This window comes from Janthinobacterium sp. FT14W (genome assembly GCF_009208755.1).
Classification (GTDB): Bacteria; Pseudomonadota; Gammaproteobacteria; order Burkholderiales; family Burkholderiaceae_D; genus Janthinobacterium; species Janthinobacterium violaceinigrum.
The window spans coordinates 1-21,436 of sequence record NZ_WFLL01000030.1 but is presented as its reverse complement, the minus strand read 5'-3'; the positions used below and the strand labels follow the sequence as shown (position 1 = coordinate 21,436).

Genomic DNA, 21,436 nt, shown 5'->3' with positions numbered 1-21,436 from the left:
AAAAATATTCTCAAGAAAACAACATCTGGTATTACACTAGCGTCGGATACTTTCCCACTCCGGCCCCCTGCGCACCGCAGCGGCCAACCATGACGCCAGGGACGCGGATGAGCAAATGGTCAATTGAAACGCTGAGCGCGGCATGCGCCGCCCTCGTCCTGATCATGCTGGGCTGGCTGGCGGGCGTGGCCTGGTCGGAGCTCGGTTTCTGGGAGCACGCCGGGCTGGCCCTGCTGCTGCTGGCCGCCGGCAGCACGGCCCTGTGGCTGATGCACAAGCTGCGCACCCACCTGGCCAGCACGCGCCTGCAGCTCGACGCCAGCGCCATGCGCTACCGCGACCTGGCCGAGACGGCGCAGGACGGCATGTGGCAAACGGATGCGCAAGGCACGATCTTGCATATCAACCAGCGCCTGTGCGACATGCTGGGCCTCCGGCCCGAAGATTTGCTGGGCCACTCGGTGAACGAATTCCACGACGAAGCCACCTTGCAGCGCCTGTGTCCGCTACGCCGCGCGGCCGAGCAAAGCTGCATGGGAGAACTGCAGTTCCAGCACAGCGACGGCACGCAACGCTGGGCCATGCTCAGCGGGCGGCGCCTGTACGACCGCCAGGGACGCCTGACGGGCGCGCTCGTGCTGATCAGCGACATCACCGAACACAAGCGGGCCGAACACGCATTGAGCCTGGCCCACACGGAGCTGGAAAACCGCGTGGCCCTGCGCACGGCGCAGTTGCTCGACGTAAATATCCAGCTGTCCGCGGAAATCGCCATGCGCGCGCAAACGGAAGCGGCGCTGGCGCACAGCGAAGAACGGCTGCAGGACATCATTTCCATGATGCCCCTGTCGCTGTTCCTCAAGGATGCCGATTCGCGCGTCGTGCTGATGAACCAGGCCTGCGAACAGCAATGGGGCGTCCGCCAGCAAGACATCGCCGAAGGGCGCGACGTCCAGCACTTTCCCGACGAACAGACCAGGGGCTTCCAGGCGGCAGACCAGGAAGCGTTTGCCAGCCGCCAGGTGGTGATCCGCGAAGAACTGGTATGGAATGCGCAGCTGCAGGAAAATCGCCTGCTGCAGACGCACAAGAAACCCGTGTTCGACGCCGACGGCCAGCCGCAGATGATCATCGCCATGGCCATCGACATCACCGACAGCAAGCGCAACGAGGAAAACCTGGAGCGCACCCTGGCCCAGCTGCGCGAACTGACCGACCACCAGCAAACCATCAAGGAAGAGGAAAGGCGCCGCATCGCCCTCGACATCCACGATGACCTGGGGCAGAACCTGATGGTGCTGCGCATCGACGTGTCGCTGCTGCATGCGCGCACGGCCAGCACCCACCCGCGCCTGCACCGCCACGCGCAGCGCGTGCTCGACACCATCGACACCACCATCCGTTCCGTGCGCACCATCATCAACGACTTGCACCCGAGCACCCTGGAACTGGGGCTGGGCCCGGCGGCCGAATGGCTGATACGCCAGATGGAGAACCGCGGCCCCATCCGCTACCGCCTCACGCTCGATAGCGAGGCGCCCGACCTGGGCCTGGACCAGCGCCAGACATCGGCCATCTTCCGCGTCCTGCAGGAATCGCTGTCGAACATCGTGCGCCACGCCCAGGCCAGCGAAGTGGAAGTGGCGCTGGCGCAGGATGCGGACGCCATCGTGCTGCGCATCAGCGACAACGGCATCGGCATGCAGCCGGGCGACCATGGCAAGCGGACCGCCTTCGGCCTGAAAAGCATACGCGAAAGAGTCCACGCACTGGGCGGCGAGCTGCGCATCGACAGCCAGGCGGGCCGGGGCACGGCGCTGGCCATCTATCTGCCGCAGCAGGCCGCCGCCCCGGCCGATCATGATGAAATACGAAAATTAGCAAAAACAGTAGCAAATTAAGTATGTTTTTTCAACATAAAAAAGTATAGTAGGTTTTTTCTTTGAGGAAACTAACATGCTGCCACGGCTCTCCTGCTTCCGCCCCCCATTGCTCAGCCTGCTCCTGCTGGCCGCCGTTCCCGGCGCCAGCGCCGCCATCTATGCCGAACGCGGCTTTGGTGAAAGGGATGGCAATGGCAGCATCGCATCCGACCTGAATCCCGCTGGCCTGGCGGCCGGCGTCATCCTGGAGGAGGAAGGGCGGCGCCGCGCCGTGACGTATCAGCATGGCCGCATCCGCGAGCTGGGCACCCTGGGCGGCAATGAAGGTTTCACCAAGGCCATCAATACCCATGGCGTGGTGGTGGGTTCGGCGCAGACGGCCAGCGGCGCCTGGCATGCCTTCCGCTTTGAGGAAGCGGGCGGCATGCGCGACCTGGGCACCCTGGGCGGCACCAGCAGCTATGCCACGGCCATCACGCGCGACGGCACGATCGCCGGCTATGCCGACACGAACAGCGGCGACTTCCACGCCTTCGTCACGAAAGCCGATCACAGCCTGCAGGACCTGGGCACCCTGGGCGGCGCCAGCAGCTATGCCAGCGGCCTGAACACGCATGGTGTGGTAGTGGGCACGGCGCAGCGCAGCGACGGCTTCCGCCGCGCCTTCGTCTACCGCCCCGGCACGGGCATGCAGGAAATCGGCACCCTGCCCGGCGGACGCATCAGCTCGGCCACCGCCGTCAATGACGCTGGCCTGATCGTGGGCGCATCGGAAACGGAAAAACGCCGCTGGCACGCGTTTGCCTGGGACGGCAAGCGCATGCTCGACCTGGGCGCCATGATCGGCCAGGGCGACAGCTACGCCACGGCCGTCAACGCGGCCGGGCACGTGGTCGGCAGCGTCAACATCAACGGCTATGAGCCGATGACCTTTGTCTACAAGGAAGGCGTGATGACGGTGCGCCGCCGCGACGACGGCCTGTACCTGACCAACAAGATCACGGATGCGGGCCTGGTGGTGGGCGCCATCTACACGGGACACAAGTTCCAGGCTTTCGCCGTGCCGTCGCAGGCGGCTCCCGCGCCGCACCGCAGCAACCCGCTGGACTGGCTGGTCATCACCTTCCTCATCTCCGCCAGCGGCGTGCTGCTGTACAAGCTGCAGCGCCGCCACCGCGCCGGCCTGGCGGGCCAGCGCATGCATTTCCTGTAAGGCTGCGCGCGGCACGGGCGTAAAAAAAGGAGGCTCGCGCCTCCTTCTAAATATACTCAACAACGGCCACGAGGCCTGACAGAACCGTCGCGAGCGGAAGTGAATTGTGGCCGAGACGCGGAACTGTACTTTAGTACAGTGAGCATCGCAGGCCGCAAGTCACGACGCGCAGTAGGTACTGACAGGTGTCTCTAGTTCTGCGTCAGGAAAGTCTTCAATTTGTCCGAACGCGAAGGCTGGCGCAGCTTGCTCATGGCTTTCGCTTCGATCTGGCGGATGCGCTCGCGCGTCACGTCGAACTGCTTGCCCACTTCTTCCAGGGTGTGGTCGTTCGACATTTCCACGCCATAACGCATGCGCAGCACTTTCGCTTCGCGCGGCGTCAGGGAATCGAGCACTTCCTTGATCACGTTGCGCATCGAGGCGTGCAGCGCGGCGTCCAGCGGCGCCAGGGTGGTGTTGTCCTCGATGAAGTCGCCCAGTTGCGAATCGCCATCTTCGCCCATCGGCGTTTCCATGGAAATCGGCTCTTTGGCGATCTTCATGATTTCGCGCACCTTGTTCTCCGGCATTTCCATCTTGACGGCCAGGGTCGCCAGGTCCGGCTCGCTGCCCGTTTCCTGCATGATCTGGCGCGAGATGCGGTTCATCTTGTTGATCGTTTCGATCATGTGCACGGGCACGCGGATGGTGCGGGCCATGTCGGCGATCGAACGCGTGATGGCCTGGCGGATCCACCAGGTGGCGTAGGTCGAGAACTTGTAGCCGCGGCGGTATTCGAATTTATCGACGGCCTTCAGCAAGCCGATATTGCCTTCCTGGATCAGGTCGAGGAATTGCAAGCCGCGGTTGATGTATTTCTTGGCGATCGAGATCACCAGGCGCAAGTTGGCGACCGTCATTTCGCGTTTCGCGTGACGGGCGCGCTTTTCGCCGGCAGCCATCTGCTTGTTGATCTTGCGCAAGTCGGCCAGCGGCAGGGCCACGCGCGCTTGCAGGTCGATCATCTTCTTTTGCAATTCCTTGACGGCAGGCACGTTGCGGCTGAGGATGGCGCTGTACGGGTACTTGCAATCGACTTCGCGGTCGACCCATTCCAGGTCGCATTCATTGCCCGGGAACACCTTGATGAAGTGGGCGCGCGGCATGCCGCATTTGTTCACGCACAGTTCCAGCACGGCGCGCTCGATGTGGCGCACTTCTTCCATCTGGCCGCGCAGGGTGTCGCACAGCTTTTCCACGACCTTGGCCGTGAAGCGGATGCCCAGCAATTCCTGCGAAATGGCTTCCTGCGCCTTGACGTAGGCTTTCGAGTTGTAACCCTCGGGCGCCTTGCGCATCTTGTCGTACTGCGTGGAAATGACGTTGAATTTCTCCAACGCATTTTTTTTCAGCTGCGCCAATTGCTCGCTGGAGAACCCGGCCGCGCCGCCATTGGCGTCGCCGTCTTCTTCCTCGGCTTCCTCTTCCTCTTCCTCGTCGTCGCCGCTGGCGGCGACAGGCGCGGCGGCGGCAGGCGCCGGAGCATTGCTTTCGTTCAAATCGACAAAGCCGTCGACCACTTCATCGACCTTGACTTCGTCGCGCGCGATTTTTTGCGACAGCGCAACGATTTCGCCGATGGTGGTGGGGCAGGCGGAAATCGCCTGGATCATGTCCTTCAGGCCGCCTTCGATGCGCTTGGCGATCTCGATCTCGCCTTCGCGCGTCAGCAGCGCCACGGCGCCCATCTCACGCATGTACATGCGCACGGGGTCGGTGGTGCGGCCGAAGTCGGAATCGACCGTCGACAGGGCGGTGGCGGCAGCCGCTTCCACTTCATCGTCGCTGGTGACGGTGGCGACGTTGTCGGTCAACAACAGGCTCTCCGCGTCAGGCGCGCGTTCGTAGACGGCGATGCCCATGTCGTTGAACGTGGCGATGATGCCTTCGATGGCTTCCGGATCGATGATGTTTTCTGGCAATTGGTCATTGATCTCGGCATAGGTGAGGAAACCGCGTTCCTTGCCCATGTTGATCAAGCCCGTGATCTGCTTGCGGCGGCGCTCCAGGTCCGCTGCCGACGCTTCCGGATCGCCCAGCGCGTCGGCCAGGCCGCCCTTGGCCTTGCGGTCGCGCGCTTTCGACACGGCCTTCAGTTCGGCGCGCTCGACGGCGTTCAGTGCTGCCACTTCATCGTTTTCCGGCGTGAATTCGCTGGGCTTGCGGCCGCGGCGGCCCGGCACCTTGACGGTCGGCAAGAAGTAATTCGAGGTGTCGATGGCGGCCAGGGCATCGGCGTCCGTGGTCTTGCTGACCACTTGCGCGCCGGTAATGATGGTCACGGGCGCCGCTTCGGGCTTGGCGCGCACGACTTTCGAACGGGCGGCCGTCACCACTTTATTCGTGGCGGCGCTTTCGCTGACCTTGCGCGGCGCAGGCGCTGCCTTGGCGCTTGGCGCCACCTTGACGCTCGGCGTCTTGGCGGGCGCCGCTTCTACGACGGCCTCGGCAGCCTCGGCCACGGGTGCGGCAAGTGGCGCTTCCGCTGCCGTTTCGGCGGGCGGCACGGCAGCCAGGCGCGAACGGCTTTTCTTGACGACGGTGACAACGGTAGGCGCCGTCGTGACGGTGGCTTCCGGATTCGCTTGCGCATTATCGATGAAGTAAGATAAAGTCGTTTTGGGTACGGCAAGCGGTGCCGCTGCTGGGCGTGGCGCCTTGGCGGACAACGTTAAAGTTTTTGGCGTATTCTTCATGAGATATCTCTTAATGCGAGACCAGATGGTGTCGGCGCGAAGTGAATGATTCCACCTAAGCCTGCGAAACCGGACTCGATGGAGCGTATTGTTGCGGCTGCCGTTAACGGCAGCGGCGCCTGTCTATCGGGACGTTCAAAGCCCGCGCATCCAGCGGCGGCGGGGCCGAAGCCGGGTCAGATAAATAAGCGATGTACATTGCGGAATGAAAAAAAGCCCGTACCAGAACGGGCTTGAATCTATTGTTGTTCAGTGAAGACACAGCGGAGAGCAAGATTATGCACGAAGGCCAGTTATCTGGATAATTGATAAGCAAAATATCTGATATCAAAAATGTCAATAATCATGGCCCTGCACCGCACTGCTCCTATCCCCTGCACACCTGAGCCAGACCGTCAAACATGGGGTCCAGTCATCAGCGCAAGCCGACATTATACACATTTCCCGCATTTCGCGCTGTGGCCGCTGTAGTGCGGCCCCGCCTATCGCAGTGCAAGTTGCCAAAAAAGACAATGCACTTGCCTGTGGCGCGTGCTATGCTCCCCTTTTATAGCCCAACCAATGATGTCGATGACCAGCTCCACGCCAGACCAGCAAGCCACCACTCCTGACACGCCAGTCGATGCAGCCCCAGCGGCGGCACCGGCCGCAGCGACCACGCCGGCGCCTGCCGGCCTGACCGCGCGCGCGCTGCTCAAGCAATTCCAGGAGCAATTCCCGCCATTCCGCGATTGCCTGCCCTTGTCGATCGGTATCGACAAGCAGATCCTGGCGCGCCTGCCGGACCTGGACCGCAAGCTGATGCGCACGGCGCTGGGCATCCACACGGGTTCGCTGCGCTACCTGCGCGCGATGGAAAAAGCCAAGGTACGCTACGACCTCGACGGCAAAGCCGGCGCGGAAGTGACGCAAACGCACCGCGACCACGCCACGCAAGTACTGCAGCAACGCTTCAAGAAGGAAGCCGAGCGCAAGAAAGCCGAACGCGACGCCGCTGCCGCCGAAGAAGCGAACCGCTTGCGCCTGGAAAAACTGAATCAGCTGACCGCGAAATTCTCGCGCAAAGGCTGATCCGGTTTCATGGACACCGCTGCCGCACCGCCACTGCCCCCGTATCAAGGCATCGCACTCGACCACGTCAAGCTGGTACGCACCGGTGACGACGCCAGGGCGGCCATGGCTGCCCTGCTGGCAGCGGACGCCATCGGCTTCGATACGGAATCGAAGCCGACGTTCGTCAAGGGCGAGTCCTCCACGGGACCGCACCTGATCCAGCTGGCTACCGACGACATCGCCTACCTGTTCCAGGTGGGCAGCACGCCGGCCCCGGCCCTGGCCGAACTGAAAGCCATCCTCGAATCGACCACCACCCTGAAGGTGGGCTTCGGCCTGTCCGACGACGTCAAGCGCCTGCGCAACAAGCTGGGCATCGCGCCGGCCCAGGTGCTCGACCTGTCCGTCGCCCTGCGCGGCGGCCAGCGCAACGACCTGGGCGCGAAGACGGCCGTGGCCAAATTCTTCGGCCTGCACCTGCAGAAATCGAAAAAGATCTCCACCACCAACTGGGCCACCGCGCGCCTGACGGAAAAGCAGATCCTGTACGCGGCCGACGATGCGCAAGTGGCCCTGCGCGTGTACCGCCGCTGGATCGCCGACGGCGGCAAGGTCGCGCCGCAGAAGGCCCCGCGCGCCAGCACGCCGCCGGCGCCGCCCGCCGTGCCTGCCTGAGCCGGCACAGGCGCCGCGCCTGGCCGGCACCGTCACATTTTCTCATGAGCAAAAATACATCGATCGGCACCACGCCCGCCGCGATCGCGGCCGCCGAACAGGCGCTGGGGCGCAAGCTGCCCCCGTCCTTCGTGCAATGGTTATTGGTGAACAATGGCCGCGCGCTGGGCGCCTTGAGCGTGTTTCCCGTCTACGATGCGGCCAACGCGCGCAAGACGTGGGAATCGATTACGCGCCACTACCAGGAAGACTGGCAGCAGTGGCTGGAGAATATGGACGGGTCCGGCAACGACGCCGGCAGCCTGCTGCCCTTTGCCCGGTTCGGCACGGGCGATTACTATTGTTTTGACTATGCGCAAACGGAGGCGGCGGGCGAAACGGCAGTCGTGCTGTGGTCGCACGAAACAGGCGCCACCGCCACGGTGGCGCCCGGCTTTGCCCCATTCCTGGCGCTGCCCGGCCGCCCGGGCTGACACCCGGCAGGCCGTGCAGCCTTACTTGACGAGGCGCAAGGTCAAGGGATAGCGGTAGGTGACGCCATTGCTGGCCTTGACGGCCGCGACGATCGAGCACACCAGGTTGGCCAGCGCCACTACCCAGAACAGGAACAGGCCGATCAGCACGAACGACAGGATGAAGCAGGCGAAATACCAGATGATCAGGGTGATCTGGAAATTCAGCGCTTCGCGGGCGTTCTCGGCCGAGAATTTATCCGCATCGTCTTTCTTGATCAAATAAATGATCAGCGGCGCCACCCAGCTGGTGAACAGGCCGCCAACGTGGGACAGGATGGCGATCGTCGTATCTTGCGTACGACCCACTTCCGGCTGCGTGTTGTCCATTATCATTCCCATCATTAGTTATAGATACATCAATATAACAGTAATATTTCTTTTTGGAATGAAACACTTGCTGCCACCAGGGACTTTTTTTGCATGCCCCCTTACGCCGCCGCCTGCGCCAGCCGTCCCAGGGTGGCGATGGCCTCTTCCAGCTGCGGGCTCCACGGGTGGCCGTAATTGAGGCGGACGCAGTGGCGAAACGCGCGCGTGGCGGAAAAAATGGGGCCGGGCGCGATGCTGATGCCGGCCGCCAGCGCGCTGCGGTGCAAGGCCAGCGCGTCGACACTGGCAGGCATCTCCACCCAGACGAAATAGCCGCCCTGCGGCCGCGTGACCCGCGTACCGGGCGGAAAATGCACGGCGATGGCTTGCAGCATGGTGTTCTGCTGCGCCGCCAGGGTCAGCCGCAGCTGGCGCAAATGGCGGTCGTAGCCGCCCTGCGCCAGGTAGTCGGCCAGCGCCATCTGCAGCGGGATCGGTGCCGACAGGCTGGTCGTCAGTTTCAATCGCTCGACCTGGCGCGCGTAGCGGCCCGCCACGGCCCAGCCCAGCCGGAAACCGGGCGCCAGGGTCTTGGAAAACGAGCTGCAATGCATGACGAGGCCCGCGCTGTCGTGGCTTTTCGTCAAGCCCGGGCGCTGCTTGCCGAAGTACAGCTCGCCATATACGTCGTCCTCGATCAGGGGCACGCCATGGCGCGCCAGCAACGCGACGAGCGCGCGCTTCTTTTCCGGCGGCATCAGGCTGCCCAGGGGATTCTGGAAGCTCGTCATCAGCCAGCACGCCCTGGGCTGATGGCGCTGCAGCAATTCCTCGAGCGCCGCCAGATCAACCCCGTCGCGCGGGCTGGTGGCGATCTCGACAGCCTTGAGCTCCAGCCGCTCCAGCGCCTGCAGACAGGCATAGAAGCTGGGCGACTCGATCAGCACCGTGTCGCCGGGCCGCGTGACGGCTTGCAGGCACAGGTTCAGCGCTTCCAGCGCGCCATTCGTGATGACGATGTCGTCGCTGGAAACGGGCACGCCGTCGAGCTGGTAGCGCAGGGCGATCTGGCGGCGCAGTTCGGCATTACCCAGGGATAAATCGGTGACGGTGCTCCACGGGTCGAGGCGGCGCATGCTGGCCGACACGGCCCGCGCCAGCCGTTCCATCGGGAACAGATGGGGGCTGGGAAAGGCCGAGCCAAAGGGTACGATATCGCGCGCGCCCGCGGCGCCCAGCACTTCGAACACGAGATCGCTGACATCGACGGTGGTGCTGGCGTCGAGCGGGTGGGAACTGTCCGGCTCGGGCGCCAGCGCGGCGCGCTGCGGCGCCACGTAATAGCCGGAGCGGGGACGCGAGACGATCATGCCCCGCGCCTCGAGCAAATAATACGCCTGGAACACCGTCGACGGGCTCACGCCCCTGCGCGCGTGCTGCTGGCGCACGGAAGGCAATTTATTGCCCGGCAGCAACAGCTGCGTGGCTATCATGGCGGCCACTTCTTCCGCCAATTCCTCATATCGTTTCAACCCTGCTCCTCAAACTGATCCGTAGTTTTATTGCACAACTGATCCTGTCACCGTGACAGCACCCGTTATATGCTAGGGTAACAACATCCGGGGAGCAACACCGGCACGCCATACCGACCGACGAGACAGGTGACCTTTCCATGCGACTTTCCAGGCAACTGCATTCCCTCTCCCTGCTGGCCCTGGCCGCCGCGCTGCCCGGCATGGTGCTGGCCGCTCCCGCCGCCGTCTCCGCCAGCCACGACAGCCTGGAACAGCGCATCAAGGCGTGCACGGCCTGCCATGCGCCTAAGGAGCGCCACGACGCCTTCTTTCCCCGCATCGCCGGCAAGCCGGCCGGCTACCTGTACAACCAGCTGCTCAATTTCCGCGAGGGAAGGCGCCAGTATCCGATGATGAACTACATGGTCGAGCACCTGCCGGACGACTACCTGCGCGAAATCGCCGATTACTTCGCGGCGCAGCACCCTGCCCCGCCGCCGGCCCAGCCCAGCGGCGCCGGCACGGCGGCCCTGGCGCGCGGCAGGCAGCTGGTGCTGCACGGCGATCCCGGCAAGAAGATTCCTGCCTGTATCGCCTGTCACGGCGAGAAGCTGGCCGGCGTGGCGCCCGCCATCCCCGGCTTGCTGGGCTTGCCGCGCGACTACATCAACGCCCAGCTGGGCGCGTGGAAGAACGGCATCCGCCGCGCCCACGCGCCCGACTGCATGGCGCAAGTGGCCCAGCGCCTGTCGGACGCCGACGTGGGCGCCGTGTCGGCCTGGCTGGGCACGCAGGTGGCCGGCGCCGACGCGCGTCCCGCCGCCGGCATCGCCCTGCCCTTGCCGCTGCACTGCGGCGGCGTGCCCGGTTCCAGCGCGCAGGTGGCGCCATGAAGACATGGATGATCGCGGCCGGCCTGGTGCTGGTCGCCGGCAGCAGCGCCACATTCCTGCTGTACCCGGACGACGACCAGCTGCCGCCCGCGGTTGCCAGCACCCTGAGCCAGGAACAGCTGGTCGCGCGCGGCGCCTACCTGGCCAAGGCGGGCGACTGCATGGCTTGCCACACGACGCGCGGCGGCGTGCCGTACGCGGGGGGACGGGCCTTGCAGACGCCGTTCGGCAAGGTGCTCTCGCCCAACATCACGGCCGACAGGGAAACGGGCATCGGCAGCTGGACGGCCGACGATTTCTGGCGCGCCATCCACAACGGCAAGTCGAAAGACGGCCGGCTGCTGTATCCGGCCTTTCCCTACACCAACTACACCAAGGTGCAGCGCGAAGACAGCGACGCCCTGTACGCGTATTTCCAGAGCGTGCCGCCGCACAGGCAGGCAAACGCGCCGCACGCGCTGCGCTTCCCCTATAGCCAGCAGATCGCGCTGGCCGCCTGGCGCGCGCTGTACTTCAAGCCGGGCGTGTACCAGCCGCTGACGGAAAAAAGCATGGAATGGAACCGCGGCGCCTACCTGGTGCAGGGCCTGGGCCACTGCAGCGCCTGCCATAGCAGCCGCAGCACCCTGGGCGGCAGCGACGACGGCCTGTCGGGCGGCCTGATCCCCGTGCTGGGCTGGTACGCGCCGTCGCTGACGTCGGACGCGGAAGCGGGCCTGGGCGACTGGGACACGGCGCATATCGTGGAATTGCTGCAAACGGGCGTGTCGCCGCGCGCCACCGTCTTCGGCCCCATGGCCGAGGTGGTGCGGCAAAGCTTGCAGCACATGGGCACGGCCGACGTGCAGGCGATGGCCGTGTACCTGAAAAGCCTGCCCGGCCCCGCGCAAGCGGTCAAACGGACGCCGCGCGACACCTCGGAGCAAGCCCGGCAGCAACTGGCGCTGGGCGCCAAACTGTACGAGGCGCAATGCGCAAGCTGCCATGGGGACGACGGCAAGGGCGTGCCGCCCGGCTACCCGCCGCTGGCCGGCAACCGCGCGCTGACGACCGTCTCGGCCGTCAACGCCATCCGCCTCGTGCTCAACGGCGGCTTCGCGCCCGGGACCAGCGGCAATCCGCGCCCCTACGGCATGCCGCCGTTCGGCCCCGTCATGGATGACGCCGAAGTGGCCGCCGTGGTCACGTATCTGCGCGCGTCATGGGGCAATGATGCGCCGGCCGTGTCGGCGCTGGAGGTGAACAAGTACCGCAGCGTGCCGCTGGAGTAAGGCGCCTGCAGAACGTCCATGGCGGCTTGCATCGCCTTGCCCTGAACGTTTTGCAGGCACGCATACGAAAAAAAACCGGCCAGCGCCGGTTTTTTTTCATCTCAAACAGCAGTCCTCAACGGAACTTGCTCTTGTGTCCCGTCTTCAGGTCCAGCGCATAGCGCACGCCATTGTCCGTCAGCATGACTTCATCGGGCGGCTCCTCGCCGGCCAGGGCGCCGTCGATCAGGGGCAAGCCTTCGCCCTTGCGCATCAGGTCGTCGCAACGCTCGTACACGTTCACGCACCCCGTGGAGGCCATCAGCGATTGCACGATGGCCACTTTCCACGCATCGACGCCGCCCGCGTTGAATTCGCAGATCAGATAGCCTTGCACGCCGCCAAACAGCTGCACCACCAGACCCGGCAAGCCCTCGTCTTCGCCCTTGATCAGGGTCAGCAGCTGGTTCTCGCCCGCCTTCTTGATGGCAGTTAATTTTTTCTCGATGGCGGCCTTGACCCGGCGCTTGATCAGCGCGTGGTCGACGGGTTCGTCTTCCTTGAAGCTCCAGATGCGCGCGCGGATCTGCGACTTCGAATTGTAGGCGGCGCGGGCGATGAACTGCTTCGACGAGCTTTGCACGATGGCCGTCGAGCCCGGCTTCATTTTTTCCTGCGGCTTGCCTTCGACTTTTTCAATCGCGGACGCGTAAATCCACGATTGGCCCAGCAAGCTCTTTTCCTTGCCCTGTTTGATGGTGATGATCAGCATGTAATTCCAGTAGTGGGACCGGCACCTGCCGGTCGTCGTATGTCCAATCCACGCATGATACCTCATGCCATCCTGTCGCATCCTCCTGCATTCTGTGCCGCCGCTGCCGCAGTCTGTCGCAGCGCAGTACGCAAGCGTGGCCGCTTCGCATACCATGCATGCATACCAACTCAAAACAGGGAGCCAGAATGACACATCCACTTTTCCATCCCCGCCAGGCCCGCGCCGCCACCGCCCTGCTGCTGGCCGCCTGCGCGCTGGCCCTCCCCGCCGCGCCGGCGCTGGCGTCGCCGCTCGACTGGATCTCCGGCAACAGCATCCAGGGCAGCGGCAAGCTGCAGAAGCAGACGCGCGATGTCGGCAGTTTCCATGGCGTGGCGCTGAACGTGCCGGGCACGGTCGAGCTGCGCATCGGCAACACGGATAGCATCACCATCGAAGCCGACGACAATATCCTGCCCCTGATCGAGACGGCGGTGGAAAACGGCACCCTGCGCATCCGCCCCGCCAAGCGCAACGCGAATTTCCGCCAGAGCAGCCTGAACATCGTCATCCAGGCGCGGCAGGTGGAGCGCGTCAGCGTGGGCGGTTCGGGCAACATCACGGCAACGGGCTTGCGCGCCGAGAAGCTGCGCTTCGACGTGGGCGGCTCCGGTTCCATCCACGCGCGCGACCTCGACAGCCGCATGGTGTCCGTGGCCATCGGCGGCAGCGGCAACTTCAAGGCCAGCGGCAAGACGGAGCAGCTGACGGCATCGATCGGCGGCTCGGGCAATATCCAGGCGGGCCGCCTGGGCGCGCGCGAAGTGCAGGTGAGCATCGGCGGCTCGGGCGAAGCGGAGGTATGGGCCAAGGACGACCTGACCGTCAGCATCGGCGGTTCGGGCGAAGTCAGCTACTACGGCGACCCGCGCATCAGCCGCAGCATGCAGCGTTCGAGCAGCATCAGGCGCCTGGGCGCGGCGCCGAATTAAGCGCCCGCAATGACAAAAGCCCGGATCGCTCCGGGCTTTCTGCATTTCACACAGCCAGAATCAGCGGGCCGGCTTCACCGGTTCGCGGTCGATCAGCACCGTGTCGACGCTGTCCGTCAGCCAGATCTGGCCATCCTGGATCGTGCATTGCAGCTGCATCGTGCGCTGCGCCAGCTTGCTCATGTCTTGCGCCGCTTCCGACGGCAAATTGATCACGGTCAGGTTCTTCGCCCGTTCCAGCTTGTTCGCGATCTGCTTCCACCAGATGTGGCTGGTTGCGCCATAGCTGTAGACGATCACCTGTTCCGAACGGCCGCAGGCCTTCAGGATGCGTTTTTCGTCCGGCTGGCCCACCTCGATCCACAGCTGGATGGCGCCCGTCAGATCCTTCTGCCACAGGTCGGGCTCCTCCGTGTCGAACAGGCCCTTGGTGAAGGTCAGCGCCTCGTCGGCGTGGATGGCAAATGCCAGCAGGCGCACCATCATGCGCTCGTCCGTTTCGGACGGGTGGCGCGCCAGGGTCAGCGCGTGATCCTGGTAATAATTGCGGTCCATGTCGGCGATCTGCAGATCGGCTTTGAAAATTGTTGCTTTAAGGGCCATCGTATTTCTGTCTCAGTAATCAATCAGGTAAGTAAATGCTGCCCGCCAATCTAGCGGAAGACGACCGTCTTGTCGCCATTTTTCAGGATGCGGTGCTCGACGAACCATTTCACGGCCCGTGCCAGCACCACGCACTCGACGTCGCGGCCGATGGCCGTCAGGGTCTCGGCATCCATCGCGTGGTCGACGCGCTCGACGTCCTGCTCGATGATCGGGCCTTCATCCAGGTCGCCCGTGACGAAATGGGCCGTCGCGCCGATCAGCTTGACGCCGCGGTGGTGCGCCTGCGCATACGGCTTGGCGCCCTTGAAGCTGGGCAGGAAGGAATGGTGGATATTGATGGCGCGGCCGTCCAGCGCCTGGCACAGCCCCGGCGACAGGATCTGCATGTAGCGCGCCAGCACCACCAGGTCGATCTTGTGCGTGTCCATCAGCTCGACGATCTTCGCTTCCTGCGCCAGCTTGGCCGCTTCCGGCGCCCCCGCCGCCAGCGGCAGGTGGTGGAAGGGAATATTGTAGCTGGCCGCCAGCTGGTAGAACTCCATGTGGTTCGACACGATGGCGGGAATTTCCACGTTCAGCAAGCCGCTCTTGTAGCGGAACAGCAAATCGTTCAGGCAATGGCCGATCTTCGACACCATCAGCATCACGCGCGGCTTGACGCGCGCATCGTGCAGCTGGCCGTGGAAAGGGCCGTTCAACTGCATGGCTTGCGACAGGTCAGCGAAGTCGCTGCGCAGCTGGGCGTCGCTGACGGCGCCGTCTTCCAGCGCGAAATGCACGCGCATGAAGAACAGCTGGGATTCCTGGTCGCCGAACTGGGCGGAATCGAGGATGTTGCAGCCGCGCTCGGCCAGGAAGCCGGACACGCGGTGCACGATGCCGCGCTGGTCCAGGCAGGACAGGGTCAGGATGTATTCGGGATGCGTCATGGTCGCGGAATAAGGCAAAAAAGTAGGGCTATGCTCGGCTCAGCCACGCGCGCCGGCCATCGGCTGCGCTGCCGCGAGCCGGCTATTGTCGCACGGCCGGGCCCGTAAACCTGCATTTTCCACACAAGCAGCATGGCGGCCGACGGCGGCAAGCCAATTCACGTTCATTTGATCTAGCACAAAGTCATCGCGTTTTTCCCTCAGCCAGGGGCCATTCTCGCGCCAAAGCGGCATCTGGCGTGGAACCTGGCACGCCATCCGGCGTCTATCTCTTTGCTTGTCTCACCATACGCCGCATCCGGTGCACCGGGTGTTTCCTGGATCAGTTTTTCATTGAGGTAGAACATGTTCACAAACAGTATTTCCCCCAGTCTCAGCCCCGCCCTGAAGTCCCATCTGGAGGCCCAGTGCAATTTCGCCACGGAACTGTCACGCAAGCTGTTCGATACGGCGCAGCAATTGAGCGAACTGCACCTGCGGCTGGCGCAAGACTTGCTGCAGGAATGGAGCAACGCCAGCCAGCGACTGCTGTGCGCGCGCGACACGGGCGAGTTCCTGTCGCTGGCCGCGGCCCAGTTGCAGCCGGGTAACGACAAGCTGCGCCAGTACCAGCAGCAACTCGGCAGTCTCGTCGCCAACGCCAATGTCGAAATGAACCGCACGGCAGAAAACCACCTGCCCGAAACCAGCCGCACGGCCATGGCCTTCGCTGACGAAGTGGTGCGCAAGACGGCCGAAGAAACGGAAAAAGCCACGCAACGCCAGCGTGAAATGATCGAAAAAATGCAGGCCACGGGCCACCGCGATGGCGCGGGCCGCAGCCGCGATACGGGCAGACAATCCGATCAGGCGCATTGAGCATCTGATTCCCACTCGATAGCAAGGAGACCGACATGGCTAACAATCAAGGCAATGAACAAGGCAAAGGCGCTGGCAGCAGCCAGAAAGCGGGCGAATCGGGCAGCGCCAAAGGCACGAGCAAGCGCGGCTTCGCCGCCATGAATGAGGAGCAGCAACGCGAAATTGCCAGCAAGGGCGGCCAGGCAGCCCATCAAAAGGGCACGGCGCACGAATTCGACTCGGAAGAAGCGCGCCGGGCCGGGCAGAAAGGCGGAGAAGCCGTCAGCCGCAACCGCGAACACATGGCGGAAATCGGCCGCAAGGGTGGCGAAAGCCGGCAATCGGCCCAGCGCGCCAATGAAAGCCGCAGCGGCACGGCCACGCGCAGCGGCAGTACCGAGCAGGGACGCACCGAGCAGGGACGCACTGGCCGGCAGGGCAGCAAGGACGAAGACGACAAGGGCTGACCGGGCCGCCCCGGCAGCGCGCGGCTAGACGACGGCACGGGGCAGCCCTGGCGGCCCCGTGCCGGGGCTGGCGCAGCACCGGACGCGGCGGTATGGTACATTCTCGCCTCGCCTTCCATCCCGCCCTTCCCCGCATGCAGCCATCCCTGAAATACCTGAGCGCCTATTCCGAACAAACGCAATCGCAAGTGCAACAACTGATCGCGCAGGACAAGCTGGGCGAAGTCCTGCTAAAACGCTACCCGAATGCGCACGATGTGCGCAACGACAAGGCGCTGTACCTGTACGTGCAAGACTTGAAGACGGAATTCCTGCGCAATGCCGAACCCATCAACAAGGTGGCGTTCGACAGCAAGATCCATGTGATCCAGCATGCGCTGGGCTTGCATACCTCGATCTCGCGCGTGCAAGGCGGCAAGCTCAAGGCCAAGCATGAAATCCGCGTGGCCACCATGTTCAAGGAAGTGCCGCTGGAATTCCTGCGCATGATCGCCGTGCACGAACTGGCGCATGTCAAGGAAAAGCAGCACGACAAGGCGTTCTACAAACTGTGCACATATATGGAACCGCAGTACCACCAGTACGAATTCGACGTGCGCCTGTACCTGACCCAGCTCGACCTGTCCGGCCAGCCCCTGTGGTCGTGACGCACGAATGACTACGCCCCGGAGAAACTCCGGGGCGTAGTGACGGGCGCCAGCCTGTGGGTATCGCCGCCGGCTGAAACGGGCGGTGGCTTACGCATGCGCTGGCGTGGCCTGCGCCAGGCGGCGCCAGGCTCAGGCGGCGTTCTTGCGGCGGCGCAGGAAGGCCAGCAGGCCCAGTCCGCCCAGCATCATGCCGTATGTGGCCGGTTCCGGCACGGCGCTGACGCTGGCGGCAATATTATCGACCTGGAAGGTGTGCAGGGCGCCTTCCTGCCACGATGCCGATAGCAGGTTGTTGAAGCCCGTGAACGTGTAATTGCTGAAAGTATGGCTGCCATCGAGACTGAAGGTCTGGGTCACCGTGCCGCCGCCTGCCTGATGGCCGACGAAAGTCACGTCGTAGGGGCCGGGCAAGCTCACGAAGTCGGCCAGGCTGATCGAGCTCAGCGAGAATGCGGCCCCATCGTTACGGCTCAGTGTGGTTGTCGTCAGCACCGTGGCGCCAAGGCCGGCCGAGCCCGCATAGGCAAAATTGCTTTGATGGGCAGAACTGAGCAAGCCCAGGAAGCTGCTGTCGAAATTGTAGCCCCCTTCGGAATAGGAGTCGAAGACGGATCCGAGGATGCCGGGGTGTTCCAGCGCATCAAAGCCGATGATGGTGGTTTGAGCGTGGGCGCCGCCGGCGGCGAGGATGGCAGCGACAGCAGCCGTGCGCAAGAGGGTCATTGGTTTCACAGTAGCATCCTTTCAAAATGATGAAGTAGCGAGGTTGTGGCAACTTGCAATACTTAGGCGTCGTAGCGGGAAACGGGAGGCGCCTCGCTGGGTGTCCGACATGCCTGTCTTTTGAACAATTCCAGTAGACCACACTAATGCATAAAAAGCATCTTCATTTTCAAAAAAACATGCCTCAAGGGAAACAAAATGGCCACATTTTTATTAATTAATTAATTGAGCTTGATCAATTTTCCCGTACAGAAATAAAAAAAGCCATGCACTTTCCAGGGCATGGCTGTATCGCTGGACTTCGGCGATGCTAGGGCGCGCACTCCTTCAGGCGCTGTACCAGCGCTGCCGGATCGGCATCGGCGTTGAGGAAGGCCGCGTGCTGCGGGCGGATGAAGCCCTGCTCCTTGCCGTTTTGCACGAAAGCAATCAAGCCATCATAAAAACGGTCGACATTGAGCAAGCCGATGGGCTTGGCATGCAGGCCCAGCTGGGCCCACGTGAGCATCTCGAACAGTTCTTCCAGGGTGCCATAGCCGCCGGGCATGGCGATGAAGGCATCGGACAGGCTGGCCATCATCGCCTTGCGCTCATGCATGTCCTTCACGATGAACTGGCGCGTCAAGCCCGTGTGGCCCACTTCGCGTTCGACCAACTGGGTGGGAATCACGCCCGTCACCTCGCCGCCCAGGCGCAGCACTTCATCGGCGATCACGCCCATCAGGCCGACCTTGCCGCCGCCATACACCAGTGAAATATTTTCCGCCACCAGCACGCGCGCCAGTGCGCGCGCCGCCACGGCATAGTCCGGCGAGACGCCCGCATTGGCGCCGCAGTACACACATAAAGCCTTGATCACAGTAATCCTTATCCTTTCAGTTCATCGATCGCCGCCTCGACCTCGAGGCGTTCCTTGGCGTCCAGTGCCACGCAATCGGCCGCCTTTTCATACAGGGCCAGCGCTTCCGCCAGCTTTTTCTTTCCGTCGAGCATGTTCAAGGCGCGCGCATATTCGCTGTGCGCCAGCGCCGAATACGGCGTCAGGGCCAGCGCCGTCTTGAAGTGCTGATAGCCGTCTTCCTTGTTGGCGCCATAGGTCAGGTTGCCGATCATGGCCCCGACCTTGTCGATAATTTCCGTATGATAAATCCCAAACGCAATATGCGCTTCCGCATGCATGGGTGCCACCGTCATCGTGCGGTCCAGGCTGTTGCGCACGCGGGCGCCCATGCCCTGCGCCAGGGCCTTGACGACGGAAGTCCCCAGCGCATAGCGGCCCAGGCTGTAGGCATGCCAGTAGTAGCCGGCCGGATTGTCCGGCTGCTCGCTCTGCTGGCGCTCGCAGCGTTCCGCCACTTCTTCGTACATGTCGAGTTTCTGGCTGTCGCTCACTTCCAGGTGCGTGGCGTAGATGCAGGTGGCCTTGTGCGCTACCGCATAGCCGGGCACGCCGACGGCCAGGCCCAGCTTCGCCGCGCGCTCGAAGTCGCCCGCGTGAAAGGCCAGCCAGGCCTGCAGCAGCACCGGGTGCGTGGGAAAAGGTTCCACGTCGCCCGCATGCAGGCGCGCCCAGGCCGCCTCCAGGGTCTGCGGCGTGTAGACATATGCGTCATCCGGATAGGGAAATTGATTCCAAGCCATACATGTCTCCTGTAAATAACGACTTGCCGCCTTGCCGCCAGCGGCCCTGTCAGTCGCTCTTGAGTTTGGTCACATACTCTTCCGACAGTTTGCGAAACAACAAATGCGTTTCATTGCGCAAATACGGCCCGATCAGCGACAGCACCTGGTAGCAGCCGCGCGCCAGCGCATCGGACATCGATTGCTGCTCGCTGTACTTGCGCGGGTTGCGCACATACTCGTACGACAGCCAGTAGGTGGCGACGACCACCATGTTCGTCGCCATCGCAGCCACTTCCATGTCCGACGCTTCCAGCGACTGTTCGCTGCGCAAATCTTCGCACAGCTGCGTGGCCACCTTGATCTTGTGCGCCAGGATCAGCTTGAAGTGCAGTTCCAGCTTGCGGTTGCGCGACAGCAAATCGTTGAGATCTCGATAGAAAAAGCGGTAGCGCCAGATCAGTTCGAACATCAGGTGCAGGTACAGCCAGACATCCTCGATATTCGAACGGCGCCCGTCAGGCACGGTCAGGATGCGTTCGATTTCCGCCTCGAACTGGACGAAGATCGAATTGACGATATCGTCCTTGTTACGGAAGTGGTAATACAGGTTTCCCGGCGAAATGTTCATCTCTTCCGCAATCACGGTCGTCGTGATATTCGGCTCACCAAACTCATTGAACAGGCGCAGCGACAACTCCAGGATGCGTTCGCGGGTACGGCGTGGTGCTTTTTGTAGCATGGCGGGCAATCTCTCTGTGTTCTGCCGCAAGCATACCACCTAAAATAGCCGTAATGAAACACTGCGCCTGCCGGCGCCGGTGAAAACGGGGGGCAAAAAAAAGCCTGCGCGAGCAGGCCGGGCGGGATGCGACGCCAACTCAGGCGGACGGTGTTTTTTTCCTCGCCGCCGGCTTAGTCACTGGCTTGCTCGCCGCCTTGCTTGCCGGCTTGCTCACTACCTTGCTCACAGGCGTGGCCGCGGCGCGCGGCGCAGCCCTGGCTGCCGGCTTGGCCGGGGCCTTGGCGGCGACCGCTTTCGCTACGGTTTTCGGCGCGGCTTTCGAGACGGTTTTCGATGCCGCTTTCGGCGTCGCCTTCACGGCGGGCTTGGCCGCAGCCTTTGGTTTGGCCGCCGGCGCGGCCTCGGCCGACAGCGCCGCCACCTGCCGGCTCAAGGCATCGATCCGCGCGTGCAGCGCGGCGATATCGTCTTGCCGGGGCACGCCGATGGTGGCCAGCGCGCGCGCGACACGCTCTTCAAACACTTGCTCGAGCTTGTCCCAGGAACCGCTGGCCTGCTTGCCCACGCCATCGGCCAGCCTGCTGACACTGTCGCTGACATCGGCCACCTTGTCTTCGGCCCGCTTCTGGAATTCCGTGCCTTCCTTGACCAGCTTGGAAAACACGCGCCCGCCCTCTTCCTGCGCCTTGGCGAAGGCGCCGAGACCCGCTTGCCAGATCTGCTGCGCGGACAAGCGCACGGCGCTTGCCAGTTCCTTGTCTTCCGTCAGCTCCTTCAATTTCTTCACCATCGCCAGCTCCCGTCATCTGAAAGGCCATGCCACTTCATGGATGTTTTTTATTCTAGTGAGCAAAACTAGAGACGGGAGTCTAATTCGATAGAAATCGGCTTCCAATCGTGCGCCAGCGCACGTCCCGGCCGGCGGCTTGCGCGGCGGCGCCTAGGGTCTGTCTGACTGAACTTAATTAGGGTTGAATGGTCATAGGACGATGAGCCGAACTGACCTTACTGAAAAGCAGTGGCGCAAACTTGCACCCCATCTGCCGTCCAATCCCCATCACGGTCAC

The 21,436-nt window shown here is 63.2% G+C and carries 22 protein-coding genes; 11 read left to right on the top strand and 11 right to left on the bottom strand.

From position 1 onward, the window contains the following. Positions 1 to 107 precede the first annotated feature (107 nt). On the top strand, positions 108 to 1,901 hold the full coding sequence (locus tag GCN74_RS19240; RefSeq protein ID WP_193317157.1) for a PAS domain S-box protein: 1,794 nt from the start codon (positions 108 to 110) through the stop codon (positions 1,899 to 1,901). Positions 1,902 to 1,956: 55 nt separating this feature from the next. After that, positions 1,957 to 3,096, top strand: coding sequence for an HAF repeat-containing protein (locus GCN74_RS19235; RefSeq protein WP_152258162.1), 1,140 nt, complete (start codon positions 1,957 to 1,959; stop codon positions 3,094 to 3,096). A gap of 191 nt (positions 3,097 to 3,287) precedes the next feature. Here the strand turns inward: GCN74_RS19235 and rpoD are convergent, their stop codons facing one another. Then, a complete protein-coding gene (gene rpoD / locus GCN74_RS19230) occupies positions 3,288 to 5,834 on the bottom strand; it encodes an RNA polymerase sigma factor RpoD (RefSeq protein WP_152258161.1) in 2,547 nt (848 codons plus the stop codon). A gap of 561 nt (positions 5,835 to 6,395) precedes the next feature. On the opposite strand from rpoD, the gene GCN74_RS19225 reads away from it, so the two are divergent. Genes GCN74_RS19225 through GCN74_RS19215 form a run of 3 tightly spaced genes read left to right on the top strand, consistent with a single transcriptional unit; the run spans position 6,396 to position 8,035 of the window. After that, positions 6,396 to 6,905, top strand: a complete 510-nt coding sequence (locus GCN74_RS19225; protein WP_152258160.1) for a ProQ/FINO family protein — start codon at positions 6,396 to 6,398, stop codon at positions 6,903 to 6,905. A gap of 9 nt (positions 6,906 to 6,914) precedes the next feature. After that, on the top strand, positions 6,915 to 7,562 hold the full coding sequence (locus GCN74_RS19220) for a 3'-5' exonuclease (RefSeq protein WP_152258159.1): 648 nt from the start codon (positions 6,915 to 6,917) through the stop codon (positions 7,560 to 7,562). 44 nt (positions 7,563 to 7,606) lie between these two features. Beyond that, on the top strand, positions 7,607 to 8,035 hold the full coding sequence (locus GCN74_RS19215; RefSeq protein WP_152258158.1) for an SMI1/KNR4 family protein: 429 nt from the start codon (positions 7,607 to 7,609) through the stop codon (positions 8,033 to 8,035). Between the two features lie 21 nt (positions 8,036 to 8,056). Here the strand turns inward: GCN74_RS19215 and GCN74_RS19210 are convergent, their stop codons facing one another. Together GCN74_RS19210 and GCN74_RS19205 are read right to left on the bottom strand one after the other, a co-directional pair. Then, positions 8,057 to 8,404, bottom strand: a complete 348-nt coding sequence (locus GCN74_RS19210; protein WP_152258157.1) for a DUF4870 domain-containing protein — start codon at positions 8,402 to 8,404, stop codon at positions 8,057 to 8,059. A gap of 101 nt (positions 8,405 to 8,505) precedes the next feature. Then, complete coding sequence (locus tag GCN74_RS19205; RefSeq protein WP_152258156.1) at positions 8,506 to 9,918, bottom strand: PLP-dependent aminotransferase family protein; 1,413 nt, start codon at positions 9,916 to 9,918, stop codon at positions 8,506 to 8,508. Positions 9,919 to 10,058: 140 nt separating this feature from the next. Here GCN74_RS19205 and GCN74_RS19200 point away from each other — a divergent pair, with 140 nt between their 5' ends. Continuing rightward, entirely contained in the window at positions 10,059 to 10,793 is a 735-nt protein-coding gene (locus GCN74_RS19200; protein ID WP_152258155.1) for a c-type cytochrome, read from the top strand. Next, on the top strand, positions 10,790 to 12,064 hold the full coding sequence (locus tag GCN74_RS19195) for a cytochrome c (RefSeq protein WP_152258154.1): 1,275 nt from the start codon (positions 10,790 to 10,792) through the stop codon (positions 12,062 to 12,064). Before GCN74_RS19200 ends, GCN74_RS19195 begins: the two co-directional genes overlap by 4 nt. A 115-nt stretch (positions 12,065 to 12,179) precedes the next feature. On the opposite strand, the gene GCN74_RS19190 is transcribed toward GCN74_RS19195, so the two are convergent. Further along, positions 12,180 to 12,815 (bottom strand): SAM-dependent methyltransferase, encoded by a 636-nt coding sequence (locus tag GCN74_RS19190; RefSeq protein ID WP_034786181.1) that lies wholly within the window; start codon positions 12,813 to 12,815, stop codon positions 12,180 to 12,182. Positions 12,816 to 13,003: 188 nt separating this feature from the next. Here GCN74_RS19190 and GCN74_RS19185 point away from each other — a divergent pair, with 188 nt between their 5' ends. Further along, positions 13,004 to 13,789, top strand: coding sequence for a head GIN domain-containing protein (locus GCN74_RS19185; RefSeq protein ID WP_152258153.1), 786 nt, complete (start codon positions 13,004 to 13,006; stop codon positions 13,787 to 13,789). A 60-nt stretch (positions 13,790 to 13,849) separates the two neighbouring features. On the opposite strand, the gene GCN74_RS19180 is transcribed toward GCN74_RS19185, so the two are convergent. Together GCN74_RS19180 and purU are read right to left on the bottom strand one after the other, a co-directional pair. After that, entirely contained in the window at positions 13,850 to 14,392 is a 543-nt protein-coding gene (locus tag GCN74_RS19180; protein ID WP_086139415.1) for a YaeQ family protein, read from the bottom strand. 50 nt (positions 14,393 to 14,442) lie between these two features. Then, positions 14,443 to 15,324 carry a formyltetrahydrofolate deformylase gene (gene purU / locus GCN74_RS19175; RefSeq protein ID WP_152258152.1) on the bottom strand — a complete coding sequence of 294 codons (882 nt, stop codon included), beginning with the start codon at positions 15,322 to 15,324 and terminating at the stop codon, positions 14,443 to 14,445. A 345-nt stretch (positions 15,325 to 15,669) separates the two neighbouring features. On the opposite strand from purU, the gene GCN74_RS19170 reads away from it, so the two are divergent. From GCN74_RS19170 to GCN74_RS19160, 3 genes are all read left to right on the top strand, one after another. Further along, positions 15,670 to 16,182, top strand: a complete 513-nt coding sequence (locus GCN74_RS19170; protein WP_152258151.1) for a phasin family protein — start codon at positions 15,670 to 15,672, stop codon at positions 16,180 to 16,182. A gap of 35 nt (positions 16,183 to 16,217) precedes the next feature. Further along, on the top strand, positions 16,218 to 16,631 hold the full coding sequence (locus GCN74_RS19165) for a KGG domain-containing protein (RefSeq protein WP_152258150.1): 414 nt from the start codon (positions 16,218 to 16,220) through the stop codon (positions 16,629 to 16,631). A 134-nt stretch (positions 16,632 to 16,765) separates the two neighbouring features. Then, positions 16,766 to 17,278: a YgjP-like metallopeptidase domain-containing protein gene (locus GCN74_RS19160; protein WP_152258204.1), complete on the top strand. Its 513-nt coding sequence runs from the start codon at positions 16,766 to 16,768 to the stop codon at positions 17,276 to 17,278. A 132-nt stretch (positions 17,279 to 17,410) separates the two neighbouring features. Here the strand turns inward: GCN74_RS19160 and GCN74_RS19155 are convergent, their stop codons facing one another. From GCN74_RS19155 to GCN74_RS19135, 5 genes are all read right to left on the bottom strand, one after another. Continuing rightward, positions 17,411 to 18,013 (bottom strand): PEP-CTERM sorting domain-containing protein, encoded by a 603-nt coding sequence (locus GCN74_RS19155; RefSeq protein ID WP_152258149.1) that lies wholly within the window; start codon positions 18,011 to 18,013, stop codon positions 17,411 to 17,413. A gap of 301 nt (positions 18,014 to 18,314) precedes the next feature. Then, entirely contained in the window at positions 18,315 to 18,860 is a 546-nt protein-coding gene (locus GCN74_RS19150; protein WP_193317163.1) for a TIGR00730 family Rossman fold protein, read from the bottom strand. A gap of 11 nt (positions 18,861 to 18,871) precedes the next feature. Beyond that, the gene (locus GCN74_RS19145) at positions 18,872 to 19,645 is read right to left on the bottom strand and encodes a hypothetical protein (protein WP_152258147.1); all 774 of its coding nucleotides are present in this window, start codon (positions 19,643 to 19,645) and stop codon (positions 18,872 to 18,874) included. Between the two features lie 49 nt (positions 19,646 to 19,694). Further along, positions 19,695 to 20,366 carry a TetR/AcrR family transcriptional regulator gene (locus GCN74_RS19140; RefSeq protein WP_152258146.1) on the bottom strand — a complete coding sequence of 224 codons (672 nt, stop codon included), beginning with the start codon at positions 20,364 to 20,366 and terminating at the stop codon, positions 19,695 to 19,697. Positions 20,367 to 20,505: 139 nt separating this feature from the next. Further along, positions 20,506 to 21,159: a phasin family protein gene (locus tag GCN74_RS19135; RefSeq protein ID WP_152258145.1), complete on the bottom strand. Its 654-nt coding sequence runs from the start codon at positions 21,157 to 21,159 to the stop codon at positions 20,506 to 20,508. Positions 21,160 to 21,436: the final 277 nt, after the last annotated feature.

Coding starts and splice junctions, on each gene's coding strand:
- purU (WP_152258152.1), bottom strand. CDS start 15,324: ATGACGCATCCCGAATACATCCTGACCCTGTCCTGCCTGGACCAGCGC.
- GCN74_RS19180 (WP_086139415.1), bottom strand. CDS start 14,392: ATGGCCCTTAAAGCAACAATTTTCAAAGCCGATCTGCAGATCGCCGAC.
- GCN74_RS19145 (WP_152258147.1), bottom strand. CDS start 19,645: ATGGCTTGGAATCAATTTCCCTATCCGGATGACGCATATGTCTACACG.
- GCN74_RS19200 (WP_152258155.1), top strand. CDS start 10,059: ATGCGACTTTCCAGGCAACTGCATTCCCTCTCCCTGCTGGCCCTGGCC.
- GCN74_RS19140 (WP_152258146.1), bottom strand. CDS start 20,366: ATGCTACAAAAAGCACCACGCCGTACCCGCGAACGCATCCTGGAGTTG.
- GCN74_RS19135 (WP_152258145.1), bottom strand. CDS start 21,159: ATGGTGAAGAAATTGAAGGAGCTGACGGAAGACAAGGAACTGGCAAGC.
- GCN74_RS19220 (WP_152258159.1), top strand. CDS start 6,915: ATGGACACCGCTGCCGCACCGCCACTGCCCCCGTATCAAGGCATCGCA.
- GCN74_RS19190 (WP_034786181.1), bottom strand. CDS start 12,815: ATGCTGATCATCACCATCAAACAGGGCAAGGAAAAGAGCTTGCTGGGC.
- GCN74_RS19165 (WP_152258150.1), top strand. CDS start 16,218: ATGGCTAACAATCAAGGCAATGAACAAGGCAAAGGCGCTGGCAGCAGC.
- GCN74_RS19240 (WP_193317157.1), top strand. CDS start 108: ATGAGCAAATGGTCAATTGAAACGCTGAGCGCGGCATGCGCCGCCCTC.
- GCN74_RS19235 (WP_152258162.1), top strand. CDS start 1,957: ATGCTGCCACGGCTCTCCTGCTTCCGCCCCCCATTGCTCAGCCTGCTC.
- GCN74_RS19225 (WP_152258160.1), top strand. CDS start 6,396: ATGATGTCGATGACCAGCTCCACGCCAGACCAGCAAGCCACCACTCCT.
- GCN74_RS19210 (WP_152258157.1), bottom strand. CDS start 8,404: ATGGACAACACGCAGCCGGAAGTGGGTCGTACGCAAGATACGACGATC.
- GCN74_RS19195 (WP_152258154.1), top strand. CDS start 10,790: ATGAAGACATGGATGATCGCGGCCGGCCTGGTGCTGGTCGCCGGCAGC.
- GCN74_RS19170 (WP_152258151.1), top strand. CDS start 15,670: ATGTTCACAAACAGTATTTCCCCCAGTCTCAGCCCCGCCCTGAAGTCC.
- rpoD (WP_152258161.1), bottom strand. CDS start 5,834: ATGAAGAATACGCCAAAAACTTTAACGTTGTCCGCCAAGGCGCCACGC.
- GCN74_RS19185 (WP_152258153.1), top strand. CDS start 13,004: ATGACACATCCACTTTTCCATCCCCGCCAGGCCCGCGCCGCCACCGCC.
- GCN74_RS19160 (WP_152258204.1), top strand. CDS start 16,766: ATGCAGCCATCCCTGAAATACCTGAGCGCCTATTCCGAACAAACGCAA.
- GCN74_RS19215 (WP_152258158.1), top strand. CDS start 7,607: ATGAGCAAAAATACATCGATCGGCACCACGCCCGCCGCGATCGCGGCC.